Genomic DNA, 19,492 nt, shown 5'->3' with positions numbered 1-19,492 from the left:
CGGGCAGGCGGGTGTGATATCCGTTCAGGCGTCCTGATACAGCGTAATAATCTGGGCTTCCGTCACAGTGCGTGGATTGGTGGTAATACAAATGTCGCTCAACGCCGCGTGGGCAAAATTGGCAAAGTCAGTTTCGCAACCGCCTGCGGCACGTAATCCAATGCCTGGATCAAGTTCATTAATAAAGTGTTCCACGAAGGCAATTGTTTCGCTTGCCGCGCAAGATTTGCCCGTCAGTGCATGGCCGATTTCACCATAGGCGGTTTTACACACCAGTTGGTTAAACCTCATAACCGACGGCAGCATGATGGCGTTAGCCTTGCCATGTGGAATGCCATAGGCTGCGCCAATCTGGTGTGCAGTGGCATGACACAGCCCAAGACCTGCATTAGAAAACGCCATCCCCGCCATGTAAGACGCGAGCATCATTGCTTCGCGAGCCGCCAAATTTTGCCCCTGCCCGACAGCTTGCGGTAACGCCTGCCCGATACTGTGGATGGCGCGATAGGCAAGCCCGCGTGTCAACGGTGTGCCATTGCTTGCTACATAGGCTTCAATAGCATGAGTTAAGGCGTCGATTCCCGTTGCGGCAGTAATATGTGGCGGGACACCAAGCGTCAGACAGGCATCAATAATCGCTAAGTCCGGGATTAACATGGCGTGAACCAACACCTGTTTACGGTGAGTGTTCGCGGCGGTTATCACCGCCACATTAGTGGCTTCCGAACCGGTTCCCGAAGTGGTTGGGATAGCAATAAACGGCAAGCGGCGATTCAATGCAGCTCCGGCCACTAAATTTTCCAGCGCCAGTGCAGGATTAGTGGCAATTACCGCCACAACTTTTGCGGAATCCAGAACCGAGCCACCACCTAGTGCGACAACACCGTCGCACTGGCAAAGGCTGATTTGCTCAACTGCTGCACCAATGTCACTGTCAACAGGCTCACCCGGCAGGCAAGGCCAGATTTCATATTCGATACCGCTGTGCTTCAGATTACGCTCCAACACATCCGTCATTCCGGCGTGATGCAACATGCCATCGACCATCACAAAAGGACGTTGAATACCGCGCTCGCGTAACGCCTCGCCACAACGAGATACCGCGCCTGGCCCCATAAAAGTGGTAGGCGGTACTGCAAATTCACGCACGTTGCGGGCATTCATCATGTCCAGCGCTTGGTATAGCGCGGATTGCATCTCTTCACTGTGCATGAGCACCCTCCGCTTGTGTCATACCGCAAATAGCGATTGCCAGCGGCGTCATGAAAATAGAGTGCGGTGGTAGTGTTACGGTTTTTTCCGGAAAACGTTGGCGGAAAAGCCCTTCAACACCGGGCTGCATGCAAGAACCGCCCGCAAGCCAAAGTTGTTCCACATCGTGGCCTTCAATATGACGAGCGACAATATCTGCCATTTTTTCGTACACCGGACGAACCACCGGCCAGATATTGGCATCGCTACAGCGCTTCATCTGTTCGGCATCCTCCAGCGCAATACGCTGATTACCCGCAAGCGTAAGGGAGATATGGTGTCCGCCAGTGGCTTCATCGCCGGAATAAATCACCTTCCCTTGTGCAACCACCGCAATGCCGGTTGTGCCGCCACCAATATCCACCACTGCCGCTTTGTCGAGTTGCAGCATATTGGCAACGGCTGTCGGTTCATCCAACACTCGGCTGACTTCCAGCCCCGCAGACTCCAGCACATTGACCGAAATTCGCGGATCGGTGCCGGGCGGGAATGATGTTGCAGCATGGCTAAAACGCAAACCTAGCTGCTGCTCCAGAGTGTCCAGGTGGCGGCGCACAATTTGCACCGCACCGAAGAAATCCCATACCACGCCGTCACGAACCACATCAGCCCAGTCGAGGCAAACGGCAACGGGCTGGCAGTCACTGTCGACAACCAACGACACCACATCACAGGTGCCCAGATCGATACCCAGCCACAGCGGTTGTTGCGCCACATTGGGTTGCCCGTTGCACAATAAAGACGCGTTACATAAGCGGTCGTTGAGCCAGGTCTGTTCCGTGCGAGCCATTGACTACTCTCCTTAAACGATGCGGAAACCATCCACCAGTACGCAACGACGCAGGCGCACAAACGTTCTGGCCGATGTCACACCTTCACCCGTTGGTGTTGTGATAGTCATAGAAGTCCAGCCTTCGCCACCCAGCCCCAACCCAGCAATACATGAACCATTTTTGACGAAAATACTGGTGTCAATGGCATTCGCCATGGTGTTCATATTGTCGATATTGCGCGAGTGCATGGCTGCTGTGTGGTGGCATCCGCCTTCCAGTTTCACCGCCAGAGCAATGGCTTCTGTCACGTTGGGCACGCAAACAATAGGCAGCACTGGCATCATCATTTCTGTTACGGCAAAGGGATGGCGCGCAGTGGTTTGTACCAGCAGTAAGCGAGTTTCAGGTGCTACGTTAAGACCAATAGTCGCCGCGATTTTGGCGGCATCACGCCCGACCCAGTCGCGGCAAACTTGCCCTTTCCCCTGTTCATCGATATTTTTCAACAGAACAGGCAGCAGCTTTTCAGCCTGAGCATCGCTGAGCAACACCGCGTGATTGCGCTGCATTTCCTCCAGCAAAGCACCAGCCACGCTTTCCACCACGATCAGCACTTTTTCGTCCGCACAGATGATGTTGTTATCGAACGATGCACCATTCACGATGGCTTTTGCTGCGCGAGGAATATCGGCGGTTTCGTCTACCACCACTGGCGGATTACCTGCGCCCGCAGCAATCAAACGTTTATTAGTGTGCTTACGCGCCGCATCTACAACGGCTTCGCCGCCGGTCACCACCAGCAACCCAATGCCAGGATACTTAAATAAACGCTGCGCGGTTTCGATATCAGGATTAAGAACTGTCACCAGCAAGTTCGCTGGGCCACCTGCTGCGACAATCGCTTCGTTAAGCCAGGAGATGGTTTGCTGCGAAACCTTTTTTGCTGCCGGATGTGGAGCAAATACCACGCTATTTCCGGCTGAAATCATGCTGATGGCATTGTTGATGACGGTTGCCGCAGGGTTAGTGGATGGCGTGACAGAAGCCACTACACCCCACGGTGCGTTTTCGATGAGTGTTAGCCCGTTATCGCCGGTTAACACTTGTGGCGTCAGGCACTCAACACCAGGCGTACCACGCGCCTGAGCAATATTCTTCGCGCATTTGTCTGCAACGCGGCCCATTCCGGTTTCCGCGACAGCCATTTCCGCAAGCGACTGCGCATGTTGTTCACCTGCCTGGCGGATTGCCGCAACGGCTTTCTGGCGCATCGCCACGCTGGTTAAAGATTTTTGTGCTGCTGCTGCTGCCTGAACCGCATCGTCCAGTGAGGCAAATACGCCTGCACCGCATGGTTTTGGGGTGGTTCCTGTGGTTGTATTCGTGGCCATACCTGCCAGCACGGCTTTCACCACTTGCTCAATTTGTTGCCGATCCATGTCGCTCAACCCTCACTATTTATGGAAGATTATCTCTCTATCCATGACCACTTCATCGACGATGCCTATCACGCACATGTCGACCGGAGAGGCTTCACTATGGTGTGCCCGGCGGGCGGAACTCCCCCCCACCAGCAACACCCATTCGCCGTTCCCGGCACCAATGCTGTCGGTGGCAACTGCACACTCGCCGCTCGGTTCACCCTGGCGGTTAATCATTTCCACCATCAACAATTTGTCGTGTTCAAGCCCGCTGTGGCGGACTGTGCAAACGATTTGACCAATGACCATTCCCAGCTTCATGCTCGCCTCCGGACAACATTCAGGTACAGCCCGTGCCGCCATGAGGCTGCCCGTAAATCGAGTTAAAGAGAGGTGACGTCCGGGGATGACGTCACCGATTATCAATCGATGGTTTTGTCGCTTCCCAAGCCAATCGGGAACACTTCTTCCAAATCGCCATGTGGACGCGGGATGACGTGAACGGAAACCAACTCGCCAATGCGCTGAGCTGCGGCAGCCCCGGCATCCGTTGCTGCTTTACAGGCCGCTACATCACCGCGAACCATTGCAGTTACCAGCCCACCACCGATTTGCTTTACGCCAACCAGTTTGACGCGTGCGGCTTTAACCATCGCATCCGATGCTTCAATCACTGCAACCAAACCTCTGGTTTCGATAAGTCCTAGTGCTTCCATGATTTATTCCTCTCACTCGGTTAAAAATCTGTTTTATCCAGTTTCACTGCGGCCCCAAGCTTCTAACTCAAGGCTGGAGTTCTGCTGTTTTTTTCCTCTCCTTTCGGGAGCGGCTTGGGGTGAGGGTTGTTTGAGCAACCAGCACCAACTCAACAATTTCTCGCGTACTGCATCCTCGGGAAAGATCGTGCAATGGCGCATTCAATCCCTGAATTAACGGGCCAAGGGCGCGGAATCCACCCAATCGTTGCGCAATTTTGTAGCCAATATTGCCTGCCTCCAGCGACGGGAAAACGAGTACATTCGCCTGCCCTGCCAGCACACTTTCTGGCGCTTTTTGCGCGGCAACCTGGGGAACAAACGCTGCATCAAATTGCAACTCGCCATCCACGCACAGACCCGGAGCACGCTCACGCACCATGTCTGTCGCCTGTTGGACGGTAGCAACACAAGGATGTCTGGCGCTGCCGTTGGTTGAAAAAGACAACATGGCGACGCGAGCAGGTTGCCCGGTGATGGCCTGCCAGCTTTCTGCGCTGCTGATAGCTATATCGGCAAGCTGTGCGGCAGTGGGTTGTGGTACCACGCTACAATCAGCAAACCCAAGAATCCGTTCACCTTCTGGCGGCAACATCAAGAACAGCGACGAGAGCGTTTTTACCCCAGGTCGCAGGCCGATAACTTTCAACCCCGCGCGTAAAACAGCAGCGGTAGAGGAAATATTTCCAGCGATACACACATCAGCTTTACCTGCCTGAACCATCGCTGCCGCAAACCAGAGTGGGTCGCGCAAACGCTCCGCCGCATCATCGGGGGTTTTGTCACCTAAACGCTGCACAAGCTGTTGGTAAAATTGCGTAAGCCAGTCGCATGCCGTTGCAGGGTCAATAATGTGTAATCCGTCGAGCGGTAATCCTGCAGCAAGGGCGAAATGGCGTAGGGCAAACGGGTTGGCCAACAGAATGGGTTGTGCCAGACCGTGATGTTGCAGGTAATGTGCCGCTTCAATGATGCGAGCGTCTTGCGCGTCCGGGAAGACGACACGCTTAGGCAAGATTTGCGCCTGGCGACGACAGCGGTCAAGCAACATGATGACCTCCTGCCAGCCGTCGTTGCAGTGCATCCGCATCCGGCCACTCTTTTTTAAGACACAGGATCATCAGCACATAAACCGCGCTCGAAAGCCGGTTTAGCGCCTGTAATAAATCGGCTTTTTGTATGTGGTAATCCATGCCAATAAATACCGTTGCAGCACAGATTTCTGTTTCACGAATTTTTGTGCGCAACAGATTAAGCAGCGCAACATCGCGCCCGTGTGCCGCATCAGGAACCAGATGATCGTGCCCAAGGTATTTCAGCGGCTGATGCGATAAACGGTGTAAATCATCAGCCGATAAGCCAACGATTTGCTGTTCAGGAAGCGCCTGTTCCAGTGCATCTGCACGCATTATGTTGCCGAGCAAAGAACGGATATCCGCAAGCCAAAGTGCTGCTGTTTTATCAAACTCAGTTTGCAGCCATACCGCTGTAGCAATTGCACTATCCAGACTTGCGCGAAACATCAAACGAGGGTCATTTTTCGCCACAAACACCTGCGCATTCAAATGCGTCAGAGTGTCTGGTTTTTCTTTCACTTGTTGCAGGCAAAGCTCGCAATGCGCGACTTGCGCCACGGATTCACTTGTCAGTCCATGTACCGGTTTCAATTGTTCTTGTGCTTCAACAAACAATCGCCCGTCGTCATCCTGAAATTTCACCAGTAAATGGCGAGCATCAATGAGTTCGCGGGCCGACGGTGTCATCCGGCTGTCAGCGGGAAGGCGAATCTCACTCCCTTCGCTGAGAGTATGGTTTGCCCGTAGCCAGTCTTCGGTGATGAAGGTGCTCATAAGCGCCCCGCCTTAGCATTCCTGCCAATTGGCAGGCCAGGCAACATACAGAAAACGAACATGGCTTGTGGTGCCAAATTCAATACTGGAACCTTTAGGGATAAACATGACATCTCCCGCTTTCCCGATAAGCGTTTCACCTTCGTGGCGAATATGTAATTCCCCTTCCAGCACCATATCGATTTCATCGTAATTCAGCGTCCAGGGGAAAAAGCCGTTTTCCCACTGCATAAAACCGGCGGCCATGCTGCTGCCATCCGCTCCCGTCACGAGGTCTGTTAACCCAACGCAGGGCTCTTGTGCACCATCAAAACGACCAAATTTCACCGAACTGCCATCAATGACTTTGATGCCGCCCTTCCCAGTTACTGCGCGAAAACCAGGTTGCATCCCACTGCCCGACCGCGTTTTCTGCTCTTGCTCAACCTTTTCGATAAGCTGGGCCACCAGGGTTTCAGTAAACTGGCCTTCTGGTAGCTGAGAGATTATCTCTTCGCGAATACGCTGGCGTTCAGAGCGAGGCGGCGCACTGTCCGTTGCTACTGCCAACAGGTTTGCCCCTTCTTCCACTAACGCGATGCCCAGTTGCTCGGCGACTACCCGGGCTTCCGGCGTGACGATAGATTCTTTGAGTACAAAAGTGATTGTTTTAAGACCGTTGCCATCCGCTTCACGAACATCATTAGCAGTAATGAGCTTTTTCATTGAACAGGTTCCTCCTGGCTACACACTTCAGCCAGATAATCCTCAAGTTGCCTGACGCTTGCAGCATCCAGGCTGTTCAGTGCAAATATTGGCGGCGTAAATCCTGCGTCCATTAACATCGCCTGCGTCTGCGCAATATTTGCGTCGGGCAAATCAATTTTGCTTATTACCGCGACGCGTTTCAGGCGTGGGTAAATATCCAGCAAGCCTGCGGGAATACGGCATTGCGGATCATTGGCAGCATGGACATATATCAATAATTCCGCGTCTACAAGGGTATTAATTAATGCAGAATATAAACGAGGGTGACTAAAAAACTCCCCAGGCGTATCAATATTCCCCACATCACTAAATTCAATCGCCTGCGTTTTTCTTGCCTGCGAATAATTCCCCTGTAACGCATTAAATAATGTCGTTTTACCTGCACCTACGGTGCCAACAAAAACGATGCGTTTCATTCGGCTAGCTCCGCGTCAGTGTGCAGACGGTATAGCTGAGAATGTTGTTGAGGCCGGATATTGTTTGTTGTAATGCTTCTTCTACCGATCCCACCGAGCCGTAAACCACTAATGCACCGCTAAATCTATCAAGAAAACCAATTTGCACACTGGCCGCTTTGGTGGCTAAGTCACCCGCTATCATGGCAGTTTCACCGGGGGTTAGTGTCATAATGCCAATGGCTTCAGCACCGGGGACGCCTATTTTCTTCGCCAACTCCTCACCAGGATGGGCAATTAAATGTGCCAGTGTCACCTGTTTCCCAGGAACAAACTCCTGAATAATGCGTTCCTTTTCCATTGCACCTCCTGAAGAATTGCCGCCATGCTGACAATAAACAGGAAAAGGGAATAACAAATTTCGGCAACTAATGGGGAATAGTGAAGTGGATCACTTAATAAATGAAGATGAGCACGTTTATTGATTTCAAAATGTAAATAAAAAGCGGCGAGATAATATCCCACCGCCATTATTATTTTGTGCCCGGTGTTTTTATTGACCCACCCGGCGATTTTCTGTAGCTATATTTCAAATCACTGCTGTGGTCAGCCTTGATGTACAACAAAGCCGCCCTTGCTCGTCACTGATTTCAATTTGCCAGACCTGGTGGCGACGGCCAACGTGAACCGCCGTACATACACCACGCACGATACCTTCGCGCGCTGAACGTAGATGGTTAGCGTTGACTTCAAGGCCGACAATTTTCTGCTCACCTTCGGTACACAAATAGCCAGCGACCGAACCGAGCGTTTCCGCCAGTACGACGGACGCGCCGCCGTGCAACAAGCCAAACGGCTGGCGGGTACGATTATCAACTGGCATGGTGGCTTCGAGTTCGTTATCGCCAATGCGGGTAAACACGATCCCCACATGTTCCACCATATTGTCAGCGCCCATTTTATTGAGCGCTTCCAGATTCACTTCGCGTCGCCAAATCATCCCAGAATCTCCAGTAGTGCCTGTAGCGGATGGCGCACGCCGTTGCCTTCCACGCGTTTCACCTGGCTGCGGCAAGAATAACCTGTTGCCAGGCAACGTTGGCGCGGCAGGCGCTGCATAGCCTGGTGCCAGGACAGTTCGTAAATTCCCAGCGAATTAGCATGATTTTTCACTTCATGCCCGTAGGTTCCAGCCATGCCACAACAACCGACACTGACGTTTTCAAGCTTCGCCCCTAAGCGTGAAAATATCGCCGCCCATTGATTAGGTGCAGTTGGCAATGAGGTGACTTCCGTACAGTGGCCGAACAAATACCAGGATTCACCGCTCACAGCATCTTCACGGTTTTCCAGCACGCCCGGCAGCCATTCGTGAACCAGTTGCACATGGAAATCGCCACGTTCCTCACCGAGCGTTTGCTTATATTCATCGCGATAGCAAAGTACCAATGCCGGATCGACACCAACCATTGGCATCCCCAATTTCGCAATGCGGTTCAAAAAGTCAGAAGTTTTACGCGCGGTGCGAGCAAATTTTTGCAAGAAGCCTTTGATGTGCTGCGCTTTGCCATTCGGTGAAAATGGCAATACAACCGGCGTAAGCCCAAGCTTTTCAACCAGTCTCACAAAATCGGCAACCACTTGCGCGTCGTAATAACTGGTGAACGGATCTTGCACCACCAGCACCGTTCTGGCGCGTTGCTCGGCACTATAGCTTTCCAGTTGTTCAAGCGTGGTATTTGCCGAAGCATGCCCGACCAATTGTTGCTGTAACGATGGAGTAGAAAGCATCGGTAAATCAATCATGCCAATGTGTTTGGCAGATAGATTGCGCACCCAAGGTTGGCTCATAAAGAAGTTAAACGTTTTTGGCGCTCGAGCCATTAACGGTGCGTAACTTTCGACGGTTGCCACCAGATGGTCACGCATCGGACGCAAATAGCGAGTGTGATAAAGCTGCAAGAAGCGCGAGCGGAATTCTGGCACGTCGATTTTGATTGGGCACTGTGTCGAACATGCTTTGCACGCCAGACAACCCGACATCGCTTCTTTAACTTCATGGGAAAAATCGTATTCACCTTTGCGGGCATGCCAGGAATTACGTGTGCGCTCGATAAGTGTGCGCAGGCTGGCACGTTTTTCCGGCATCTGTTTTTCCAGCGCGTCCGGGTCAACGCCGCGATCCGCCAGCAAACGCAGCCATTCACGCGTTAATGTCGCGCGCCCTTTCGGAGAGTGAATGCGGTTGCTGGTGATTTTCATCGACGGGCACATTGGGCTTTTCACGTCGAAGTTGAAGCACAAACCGTTGCCGTTACACTCCATCGCCCCGCGCCAGGAGGTTCGTACCGCAATCGGGATTTGCCTGTCGAAGGTGCCGCGTTTTACCGCGTCAACTTGCATCATTGGGGTATCCAGGCCAAGTGGCGGGCAGATTTTCCCAGGGTTTAAGCGGTTATCAGGGTCGAATACCGCTTTGATACGGCGCAGTTCTTCGTACAGCGTTTCGCCAAAGAACGCCGGGCTGTATTCAGCGCGAAAACCCTTGCCGTGTTCACCCCATAACAAACCACCGTATTTCGCGGTCAGCGCAACCACATCGTCAGAGATACGTTTCATCAACACTTCTTGATGTGGGTCGGTCATATCCAGCGCCGGGCGTACATGTAAAACACCGGCGTCGACGTGACCGAACATGCCATAACTCAGGTTATGGCTGTCCAGCAAGGCGCGAAATTCGGTGATGTAATCAGCCAGATGATGCGGTGGCACGCAGGTATCTTCCGCAAATGGAATCGGCTTCGCCTGCCCTTTTGCATTGCCCAACAAACCAACCGCTTTTTTACGCATGTTATAAATGCGCTCAATACCTTCCAGTTCAGAGCAAACCTGCCAGCCGATAACGCCGCCTTCGCCCTGTGAAATCAGCGAATCCAGGCGCTCACATAACGATGCGACCTGGCCTTCAATTAATTCCAGGCAGTCACCCGCAAATTCCACGATATTCAGGCCGAGCATTTCTTTGCCGGGAACATCGGTGATGAGTTCATTAACCGAATGCCAGACGATATCTTCTCGCGCCAGGTTCAGCACTTTGGAGTCGACGGTTTCAACCGAGAGTGCGCGGGCTTCCACCATAAATGGCGCGTTACGCAGCGCAGAGTCGAAAGAGTCATACTTGATGTTCACCAGGCGGCGCACTTTCGGCAGGCGTGTGATATCAAGCTTTGCCTCGGTGATAAACGCCAGCGTACCTTCTGAACCGCAGAGAATACGCGTCAGGTCAAACTGCGAGAGGTCATCATTAAAGACGTGGCGTAGATCGTAGCCAGTCAGGAAACGGTTGAGTTTGGGGAATTTTTCGATAATTAGCTGGCGTTGTTCGCGGCAGCGCCCAAGCACAGTGTTATAAATCTTTCCTATTGGGCTTTCGTCACGCCCCAAATCTTCTGCAACCATCGTCGACATTGGGTGGGTATCGAGAATATCGCCGCCCAGTAATACCGCGCGAACTCCCATCACATGGTCAGAAGTTTTGCCGTAAACCAACGAGCCTTGCCCGGAGGCATCGGTGTTGATCATCCCGCCAAGCGTTGCGCGGTTACTGGTTGAAAGTTCTGGTGCGAAGAAGTAACCGTAAGGTTTCAGGTATTGGTTGAGCTGGTCTTTAATCACGCCCGCTTCTACCCGCACCCATCCCTGCTCAGGATTGATTTCAATGATGCGATTCATATAGCGAGACATGTCGACGACGATGCCTTTATTCAACGACTGACCGTTGGTGCCAGTGCCGCCGCCGCGCGGGGTAAAGACCAGCGATTTGAAGCGTTCTTCTGAGGCAAGTCGGGCAAGTAACGCCACATCAGCCGTAGAACGAGGGAATAACACCGCGTCCGGCAACAGTTGATAAATACTGTTATCGGTGGCCATCGTGAGCCTGTCAGCGTAGCTAGTGGCGGTATCGCCGGTAAAACCTTGTTGTTCCAGTGCCTGCAAAAAATTGAGCACCAATTGAACAACACCTGGTGCCTGAGAAATTTGTGGGATCATTGACTTTCCGACCCTGCCTGACGTTGTATGAGTTGTGAGTTATCGTTTGCGTATGCTTCCGTTTATTTTTTAACACATTTTATTCAGACATTCCCGTCTGTTTTGCTCCTGTCAAAAATCGAGGAAATACATCATCATTGTCTCATCCGCTTTGCGGTTTTAACGTAGGCACTTTGCCCGTTATCAGTTATTAAGGTGATTTTATCTATGGTTAAAGTCAGTCAGCCAAAGGATCTGCTACAGATCCTGCTGTCAGTGTTGTTTATCTCGGTGATGATCATCGCCTGTTTATGGATAGTTCGACCCTTTGTGCTCGGTTTTGCCTGGGCAGGTACGATAGTGCTTGCCACCTGGCCATTGATGCTCAAAGTGCAGCGTTTGTTATGGGGAAAACGCACATTTGCTGTGATGGTGATGACACTCTTGCTGTTGATGTTATTTGTTATTCCGGTTGCGCTATTAGTAAATAGCCTGGTGGATAACAGTGGTCCGGTGATTGACTGGGCAACCAAAGGCAATATGGAGCTACCTAAATTCGAGTGGCTTAACACTATTCCACTGATTGGTGACAAGCTTTACGCAGGCTGGAATACGTTGGTAGACAGCGGCGGCAGCGCCATTATGGCAAAAGTTCGTCCTTATATTGGCACCACCACAACCTGGTTCCTGGGCCAGGCGATACACGTGGGTAGCTTCCTGATGCATTGCGGCCTTATGCTGCTGTTTAGCGTGCTGTTGTATGCAAAAGGAGAAACCCTGGGCAACGGTATTCGCCACTTTGCGTTCCGTCTGGCTGGCAAACGCGGTGATGCAGCAGTGTTGCTTGCAGGCCAGGCTATTCGCGCAGTGGCATTGGGGGTCGTCGTCACCGCGCTGGTTCAGTCGGTACTGGGCGGTGTGGGCTTGGCTGTTGCCGGCATTCCAAATGCGACGCTGTTAACCGTGGTGATGATGCTGTGCTGTCTGGTGCAAATTGGCCCGTTGCTGGTGCTTGTTCCATCCATTGCATGGCTGTACTGGACTGGCGATAACACCTGGGGCACCGTGCTGCTGGTGTGGAGTTGCGTAGTGGGTACGATGGATAACTTTATCCGTCCGGTGCTGATTCGTATGGGCGCAGACTTGCCAATGATTCTGATTCTGTCCGGCGTTATCGGTGGTTTGATTGCATTCGGTATGATTGGCTTGTTTATCGGGCCTGTATTGCTGGCGGTATCTTATCGTTTAATTTCGGTCTGGATGCACGAAGCGCCGCGGCCACAAGATGATCCGAATGAAGTGGTAGAAGTCCTGGAAGAACGCGAGTAAAACCCCGCTGAAATCTTGTGTCGCCCCTGGCTCGGGGCGACACAACGAAACCAATTAACAACGCTTATCAATTCTGCGCTTTACAAGCCTTTGATTCTACAAACATGCAGTAATGTGACCCAAACCGTTTACTTTTCATTAACTATTGAGACGAATCCGAGTGACGCTCCAGGATGAGATGCCTACTATTACTCCAAGGCTATGAATCAACACATTGATTTATAAGCATGGAAATCCCCTGAGTGAAACAACGAATTGCTGTGTGTAGTCTTTGCCCATCCTGGATGGGCTTTTTTTTATCCGTTTATCCCCTTCAAGCTACAGCAGTGTTGGCTACACTCGAATTATTCAAGGGATATGTTAAATATACCCCACCACACAATCACTCACCATCCGCCAATGGCCTGTAATAACACGTGTCTTACCTGTTACCCGAACCACTCCCGTACTGCGAATATCAGCGCTAGAAGCCCCAACACGAATCTCGAACTCACCAGGCTCAACTACGCGCTCACCGCGACGAGAAGTGAAATTCAGCATATCGGTTGGAACGTTAAAAGTGAGTCGCGCACTGGCACCGGGCTCAAGTTGCACTCTCTGGAATGCTTTCAGTTCCTGAACCGGGCGCACCATCGTTGCCACTTTATCGTGAACATAAAGCTGTGCCACTTCGCTCCCCGCAACTGTTCCGCAATTGCTCACCGTTACGCTAACGCTAACTACGCCACTGTCATTAGGAACATCGCTGCTATGTACCTGTAGCGGGCCATAATCAAATTCAGTCCAGGTTTTACCGAAGCCAAATGGGTATCGAGAACCAAAATGGAAAGCAAACGGTGTACCACCACTTTTCAGTTTGTGGTTGTAATAGTAAGGTGTGGCCCCTGCGCTTTTAGGGATGGATACCACCAACCGTCCACCGGGTTCGGCTCGCCCTGTAAGAACATCGGCAATGGCGTGTCCACCCTCTTGTCCTGGTGCCCAGGCCATTAATATCCCCGCAACGTTATCTTCCTGCCCCCCCAGGTTATAAGGTCTCCCGCCGGTCATGACTACCACGACCGGTTTACCTGTCGCAATTAACGCATCGAGCAATTGTTGCTGTACCCCCGGTAACACAAGGCTGTCGGTGTCAGAACCTTCACCAACGGTACCGCTCTGGAATAAACCGGATAAATCACCGACGCACAGCACCACAACATCATTTTGCTCAGCCGTTTTCACAGCGTCAGGAATCAATGAGGTGTCGTTTGAAACAGGGGATGACTGCATCGGTTTACCGCCGCTGTCGCCAGGGAATACCGGTGCGCCAGCCATGCGTTTTTCAATAATATGGCAACCTTTGCTGTAATGAACGTTGTCCCTACCCAGTTGTTCGCGTAGCGCTTCAAGTGGAGTCGTCACTTGCGATGTTTGTTCAAGCATATCGCTGATGATGAGGTGTACCGGGAAGCTGTAGCCGCTTAGCAATGCAAGCGGGTCATCGGCAGTCGGGCCAATCACCGCCATACGTGGCTTGCCCTGCAACGGCAGGACGCCATTATTTTCCAGCAGGGTTATCGAACGGGTTGCGACGTCGCGGGCGATTTTTCTGGTGTTCTCAGTTTGCAACGCTACACCATTTTCGTCGCGATAAGGATGTTCAAACAGGCCCAGTCTGAATTTCTCTTTTAATACACGGCCAACAATCTCATCTACCTTTTCCATGGTTATCAGCCCACGTTCAACCGCTTGAGCAAGATGGCGTGCACAATCGTCCTTTGGCAATTCCATATCCAGCCCGGCATTAAATGCCAGCGCCGCAGACTCAGCCGCATCGTGGGAAATACCATGATGCTGATGCAACAAACTCACGCCGCCGTAATCAGCCACAATCAAGCCATCAAAACCCCATTGCTCACGCAGGACGGTTGTCATCAGGAATTCGTCAGAGTGCCCCGGCTGGTTATCAATATCGTGATACGCAGGCATCACCGACCCAGCATTCGCAAGCTTCACAGCCATTTCAAATGGCAGCAGGAAAGTGTCGTTCAACTCACAAAATCCAAGATGAACGGGAGCATGATTGCGTCCGCCCTCGCTAAATGAATGACCGACGTAATGCTTGAGTGTTGCCAGAAGATCGCGTTTTTTGCCCTGCAAACCTTTGACATAATGCGTGGCCATCATGCCCACCAGCCACGGATCTTCCCCGAATGTCTCTTCCGTTCGTCCCCAGCGTACATCACGCGATACATCCAGAACGGGCGCAAGCCCCTGATGGCAGCCTGTTGAACGGGCTTCTTCACCGATTGCAGCAGCAGCGCGCTCAATAAGCTCCAAATCCCAGGTTGAACCATAGTTGAGTGATGACGGGAATAGCGTGGCATCTTTGCACAACAACCCAACCAAACACTCTTCGTGAAATAACGCAGGAATGCCCAGCCGCGTCTCTTCCACCAGCGTTTTTTGCAAACGATTAGCAGCTCGAAGCCCTTCTTTTGCATCAACAATATGCGTGCCTAATGGTCTGGTAATTTGCCCGACACCCAACTTGAGCCGCTCAGCAAGGGCGACCTGTTCGGTTGCCCCAGAAAACTCATCGCTTAAATCTGTACGTTCACGGTGTTCACCATCGCTCGACAAAATCAGCCAATACGCGTGCATCTGCGCAAATTTTTCTTCGGCAGTCATATGCGACAGCAGGTCGGCAACACGTTCATTGACTGGGCGGTGAGCATCCTGATAAATGGCAGACATATTATTCCTCTTTCAAGTTCAGCTATCCGCGTGACGGCTCGCGGAGAAGATTTCCAATCATCAATATGCGTGATGAACCACTGCGCGAACAATTGCCAGAATAATCAGTAAGATTACGTTTTTTGGTTTTTAGCCATAAGTGTGACGGGATTCAAAAACATGCCGGAGAGAAGGTTAATTCAGTACAAAGCTGATGGGATAATAGATAACTCCGTCACAGTTGATAAGAAACATAAAACACAAATGAAAAATTACAATACTCCTTCCCACATTCACAACATATAACTAATGCCATATTCCGGCTCTTAATAAAGGTGAATGTATGTCGGTGTTAACTGATAAAATAACTAACAAAGAGAAATTTGGGTTTGGTCTGGGCGATGCGGCAAGTCACATCGTCTTTGACTCATCCGTCGCCATTCTCGCTTATTTCTACACCAACATTTATGGTTTACCCCCAGCCGTTATGGGGACACTATTTTTAGTCGTCAGGGTATTGGATGCAATTACCGACCCTATTATGGGCGCTATTGCCGATCAAACCAAAAGCCGTTGGGGAAGATTCCGCCCTTGGTTATTGATTATCTGTGTTCCTTTTGCTGTAAGTTGTGTGCTGGTTTATTCAACACCTGATTTTGACCAAACAGGTAAAATCGTATATGCGGTTCTCGCTTATATATTCATGACTCTCATGTACACGGCGATTAATATCCCGTATTGCTCATTAGGTGCGGCAATTACTTCTGATCCACAAGAAAACTTGTCGCTTCAGTCCTGGCGTTTTGCCATCGCGCCAATTGGTGGTGCAATGGGTACCGCGTTGATTCTACCGTTAGCTGACTTCATTTCACCTGCCGACAGAGCCGCTGGCATGCAGTGGGCAATGGGCATCTTTGGTATTATTGGATGCATAATGTTCCTCATTTGCTTCCTCACCACCCGCGAACGTATTACGCCAGTAAAAGAAGAAAATCTTAATATCATGCGTGATGTACGCATTTTATTGAAAAACGACCAGTGGCGCATATTGTCGGTTTATAACCTTGCCATGCTGTGCGGCGTGGTCGTGCGTGGCAGTTTATTAGTCTATTTCGTGCAATATATTCTTCGTCAAGGCAGCGGTATTATTTCCATGTTCATGCTTGCCACCACAATCGCTGCGGTATTTGGTAGCTTGTTCGCAAAACACCTCGGCAGTTGGATGTGTAAAATCCGCGCCTCCATTTGGGTTAATGTGCTCAGCGCATTGATAGGTTTGCTGTTCCTCGTCTTACCAACCAATTACTGGATCCCTGCATTCCTTGTCCATATTGCCCTTAACATTTTACAAGGTATTAATGCACCTCTTCAGTGGTCTATGATTACCGATGCTAATAATTATGGCGAATGGAAAACTCAGCGTCGGATTACAGGCATGAATGTCGCTGCAAATATATTTATCATTAAGTTGGGTGTAGCAATAGGTGGAGCATTAACCGGTTGGGGCCTGGCATGGTTTGGCTATCAGGCCGGCGTTGAGCAGCAATCAGCCGAAGCAGTTCGCGGCGTATTGATTCTGTTTACTGTATTACCGGCTATTTTCTACTTAATTACTGCCATCTCAATTCGTTATTACAAGTTAACCGAAGACAGAATGAACAATATTGTGAGTGATCTTCGGGTTGGTAAATTCCAGACTGAGAATGAAGTCCCGGGTGTGATGACGCCTAAAACATCAACATAAAAAAACGGCCCCTCAGAAATGAGGAGCCGTTTTAACAGTTTCGTAAGTCGGATTAGCGTAAGCGACATCCGACTTTAATTTACTTGTTAGCTTCCGCCAGACTCAACCAAGTTTGCACCACGGTATCTGGGTTAAGAGAAAGACTGTCAATTCCCTCCTCCATCAACCAGACAGCAAAATCTTCATGGTCAGACGGACCCTGGCCACAAATACCGACGTATTTACCTTGTTTCTTCGCCGCTTTAATCGCCATCGACAGCAGCGCTTTTACTGCATCATTGCGCTCGTCAAACAGTTCCGAAACGACACCAGAATCGCGATCCAGACCCAACGCCAATTGCGTCATGTCGTTTGAACCGATTGAGAAACCATCGAAATACTGCAAGAATTCATCAGCCAGCAAGGCGTTTGATGGGATCTCACACATCATGATGATTTTCAGCCCGTTCTCGCCACGTTTCAGGCCCTGGCGCTCCAGTTCTTCAACCACAGCTTTCGCCTGCGCTACGGTACGCACAAACGGCACCATCACTTCGACGTTCGTCAGGCCCATTTCGTTACGCACGCGTTTCATGGCGGCGCATTCAAGAGCGAAACATTCCCGGAAGCTATCGGCAACATAGCGGCCCGCGCCACGGAAACCGAGCATTGGGTTTTCTTCTTCCGGCTCGTAACGCTCGCCACCCACCAGGTTGGCGTATTCATTAGATTTGAAGTCAGAAAGACGCACGATGACTCGTTTCGGCCAGAATGCCGCGCCCAACGTCGCGATCCCTTCTGTCAGACGACCTACGTAAAACTCAACCGGGTCGTCGTAGCCTTTCATCATTTCGCGAATTTCATTTTGCAGCTGAGGCTCTTGTTGGTCAAACTCCAGCAGCGCGCGTGGGTGCACACCAATCATACGGTTGATGATGAATTCCAGACGCGCCAGTCCCACCCCTTCGTTTGGTAAGCAGGCAAAATCAAAGGCACGGTCAGGGTTACCGACGTTCATCATGATCTTGAGCGGCAGATCCGGCATGGTATCAACCGTCGAGCTTTTCACGCTGAAATCGAGCAATTCCTGGTAAACATAACCGGTGTCCCCTTCAGCACAGGAAACCGTCACATTCTGATCATCGGTCATGCGTTCGGTGGCATCGCCACAACCGACAACCGCCGGAATACCCAGCTCACGAGCGATAATTGCCGCGTGACAGGTGCGTCCGCCACGGTTAGTGACAATTGCCGCTGCTTTTTTCATGATAGGTTCCCAGTCAGGATCAGTCATGTCGGTAACCAACACATCTCCTGGCTGAATAAGGTTCATCTCGCTAATATCATGAATCACTTTTACCGGGCCTGCGCCGATGCGATGGCCGATAGCACGCCCTTCAGCAATGATTTTACCCTGAGCATGCAGCTGATAGCGCTCGGTTACCTGGCCCTGGGAACGAACAGTTTCTGGACGTGCCTGGACGATAAATAACTTACCGGTATGTCCATCTTTGGCCCATTCGATATCCATCGGACGGCCATAGTGTTTCTCGATTTGCACTGCTTGTTTCGCCAGTTCTTGTACTTCTTCAGCCGTAATAGAGAACTGGTCGCGGTCGGCTTGCGGCACATCTTCAATACGAACCTGTTTGCCATGTTCCTGGCTTGGAGCGTAAACCATACGGATTTTTTTCGAACCCATATTGCGACGGACAATCGACGGTTTACCGGCAGCGAGGGTTGGCTTGTGAACGTAGAATTCGTCTGGATTCACCGCGCCCTGTACCACCATTTCGCCAAGACCATAGGCGGAGGTGATAAATACCACCTGGTCAAAACCAGATTCAGTGTCGATGGAGAACAGCACACCGGAGGAAGCGAGATCTGAGCGCACCATGCGCTGAACGCCTGCGGAAAGCGCAACACCACGGTGATCGTAACCCTGATGAACGCGATACGAGATAGCACGGTCGTTAAAGAGTGACGCAAAGACGTGTTTCACAGCAACCAACACCGCGTCATAACCTTGCACATTGAGGAAAGTTTCTTGTTGTCCAGCAAACGATGCATCTGGCATGTCTTCGGCAGTGGCGGATGAGCGCACGGCAAAAGAGGCATCAGCATCGTCAGAAGAAAGTTGTTCGTAGGCATCGTGAATGGCTTTTTCAAGCGTTGGCTGGAATGGCGTATCGATTATCCATTGGCGGATTTGTGCACCTGCTTTGGCAAGCTCGGTCACATCATCAATATCCGTTTTATCCAGCAGCTCATAGATACGCTGGTTCACGCCACTTTGGTCAAGGAACAAGTTAAACGCTTCGGCCGTGGTGGCAAAACCATTCGGCACGGAAACACCCATACCTGAAAGGTTAGTAATCATTTCACCCAGAGAGGCATTTTTGCCCCCGACCCTGTCTACATCATTCATGCCGAGTTGGTTGTACCAAAGCACCAGCGGTGACGAGTTGGACATCGAAACAATCCTTTTGTGATATATGAAA

The 19,492-nt window shown here is 51.2% G+C and carries 16 protein-coding genes and 1 other RNA gene; 3 read left to right on the top strand and 14 right to left on the bottom strand.

From position 1 onward, the window contains the following. Positions 1 to 24 precede the first annotated feature (24 nt). From FH968_RS04705 to FH968_RS04650, 12 genes are all read right to left on the bottom strand, one after another. On the bottom strand, positions 25 to 1,212 hold the full coding sequence (locus FH968_RS04705) for an iron-containing alcohol dehydrogenase (RefSeq protein ID WP_139877910.1): 1,188 nt from the start codon (positions 1,210 to 1,212) through the stop codon (positions 25 to 27). Further along, the gene (gene eutJ / locus FH968_RS04700; RefSeq protein ID WP_139877908.1) at positions 1,202 to 2,041 is read right to left on the bottom strand and encodes an ethanolamine utilization protein EutJ; all 840 of its coding nucleotides are present in this window, start codon (positions 2,039 to 2,041) and stop codon (positions 1,202 to 1,204) included. The genes FH968_RS04705 and eutJ overlap by 11 nt, the downstream gene beginning before the upstream one ends. Positions 2,042 to 2,053: 12 nt before the next feature. Next, positions 2,054 to 3,463 (bottom strand): aldehyde dehydrogenase family protein, encoded by a 1,410-nt coding sequence (locus FH968_RS04695; protein WP_139877906.1) that lies wholly within the window; start codon positions 3,461 to 3,463, stop codon positions 2,054 to 2,056. Positions 3,464 to 3,478: 15 nt separating this feature from the next. Further along, positions 3,479 to 3,766, bottom strand: a complete 288-nt coding sequence (eutN, locus tag FH968_RS04690) for an ethanolamine utilization microcompartment protein EutN (RefSeq protein WP_139877904.1) — start codon at positions 3,764 to 3,766, stop codon at positions 3,479 to 3,481. A 101-nt stretch (positions 3,767 to 3,867) separates the two neighbouring features. Then, positions 3,868 to 4,161 carry an ethanolamine utilization microcompartment protein EutM gene (gene eutM / locus FH968_RS04685; RefSeq protein WP_034455942.1) on the bottom strand — a complete coding sequence of 98 codons (294 nt, stop codon included), beginning with the start codon at positions 4,159 to 4,161 and terminating at the stop codon, positions 3,868 to 3,870. Positions 4,162 to 4,228: 67 nt separating this feature from the next. After that, the gene (pta, locus tag FH968_RS04680; protein WP_139877902.1) at positions 4,229 to 5,251 is read right to left on the bottom strand and encodes a phosphate acetyltransferase; all 1,023 of its coding nucleotides are present in this window, start codon (positions 5,249 to 5,251) and stop codon (positions 4,229 to 4,231) included. Beyond that, complete coding sequence (eutT, locus tag FH968_RS04675) at positions 5,241 to 6,050, bottom strand: ethanolamine utilization cob(I)yrinic acid a,c-diamide adenosyltransferase EutT (RefSeq protein WP_139877900.1); 810 nt, start codon at positions 6,048 to 6,050, stop codon at positions 5,241 to 5,243. The genes pta and eutT overlap by 11 nt, the downstream gene beginning before the upstream one ends. A gap of 12 nt (positions 6,051 to 6,062) precedes the next feature. Beyond that, a complete protein-coding gene (eutQ, locus tag FH968_RS04670; RefSeq protein WP_139877898.1) occupies positions 6,063 to 6,755 on the bottom strand; it encodes an ethanolamine utilization acetate kinase EutQ in 693 nt (230 codons plus the stop codon). Beyond that, positions 6,752 to 7,213, bottom strand: coding sequence for a EutP/PduV family microcompartment system protein (eutP, locus tag FH968_RS04665; RefSeq protein ID WP_139877896.1), 462 nt, complete (start codon positions 7,211 to 7,213; stop codon positions 6,752 to 6,754). The genes eutQ and eutP overlap by 4 nt, the downstream gene beginning before the upstream one ends. A gap of 4 nt (positions 7,214 to 7,217) precedes the next feature. Beyond that, positions 7,218 to 7,553: an ethanolamine utilization microcompartment protein EutS gene (eutS, locus tag FH968_RS04660; protein ID WP_139877894.1), complete on the bottom strand. Its 336-nt coding sequence runs from the start codon at positions 7,551 to 7,553 to the stop codon at positions 7,218 to 7,220. A 228-nt stretch (positions 7,554 to 7,781) separates the two neighbouring features. Then, the gene (gene menI / locus FH968_RS04655) at positions 7,782 to 8,192 is read right to left on the bottom strand and encodes a 1,4-dihydroxy-2-naphthoyl-CoA hydrolase (protein ID WP_139877892.1); all 411 of its coding nucleotides are present in this window, start codon (positions 8,190 to 8,192) and stop codon (positions 7,782 to 7,784) included. Further along, entirely contained in the window at positions 8,189 to 11,242 is a 3,054-nt protein-coding gene (locus tag FH968_RS04650) for an FAD-binding and (Fe-S)-binding domain-containing protein (RefSeq protein WP_139877890.1), read from the bottom strand. The genes menI and FH968_RS04650 overlap by 4 nt, the downstream gene beginning before the upstream one ends. Positions 11,243 to 11,449: 207 nt before the next feature. Here FH968_RS04650 and ydiK point away from each other — a divergent pair, with 207 nt between their 5' ends. Next, complete coding sequence (ydiK, locus tag FH968_RS04645) at positions 11,450 to 12,550, top strand: AI-2E family transporter YdiK (RefSeq protein WP_139877888.1); 1,101 nt, start codon at positions 11,450 to 11,452, stop codon at positions 12,548 to 12,550. A gap of 195 nt (positions 12,551 to 12,745) precedes the next feature. Then, an RNA gene (gene rprA, locus FH968_RS04640) (antisense sRNA RprA) lies at positions 12,746 to 12,850 on the top strand. Between the two features lie 60 nt (positions 12,851 to 12,910). Here the strand turns inward: rprA and FH968_RS04635 are convergent. Further along, entirely contained in the window at positions 12,911 to 15,289 is a 2,379-nt protein-coding gene (locus FH968_RS04635; RefSeq protein WP_139877886.1) for a glycoside hydrolase family 3 N-terminal domain-containing protein, read from the bottom strand. 322 nt (positions 15,290 to 15,611) lie between these two features. Here FH968_RS04635 and FH968_RS04630 point away from each other — a divergent pair, with 322 nt between their 5' ends. Beyond that, on the top strand, positions 15,612 to 17,012 hold the full coding sequence (locus tag FH968_RS04630; protein WP_139877884.1) for a glycoside-pentoside-hexuronide (GPH):cation symporter: 1,401 nt from the start codon (positions 15,612 to 15,614) through the stop codon (positions 17,010 to 17,012). A 79-nt stretch (positions 17,013 to 17,091) separates the two neighbouring features. Here FH968_RS04630 and ppsA read toward each other — a convergent pair whose 3' ends face one another. After that, entirely contained in the window at positions 17,092 to 19,464 is a 2,373-nt protein-coding gene (gene ppsA / locus FH968_RS04625) for a phosphoenolpyruvate synthase (protein WP_139877881.1), read from the bottom strand. Positions 19,465 to 19,492 lie beyond the last annotated feature (28 nt).

The sequence above is a fragment of the Buttiauxella sp. B2 genome (assembly GCF_006376615.1).
Classification (GTDB): Bacteria; Pseudomonadota; Gammaproteobacteria; order Enterobacterales; family Enterobacteriaceae; genus Buttiauxella.
Note: the sequence above shows the minus strand (reverse complement) of the source record. Positions and strands in the feature narration are given on the sequence as shown.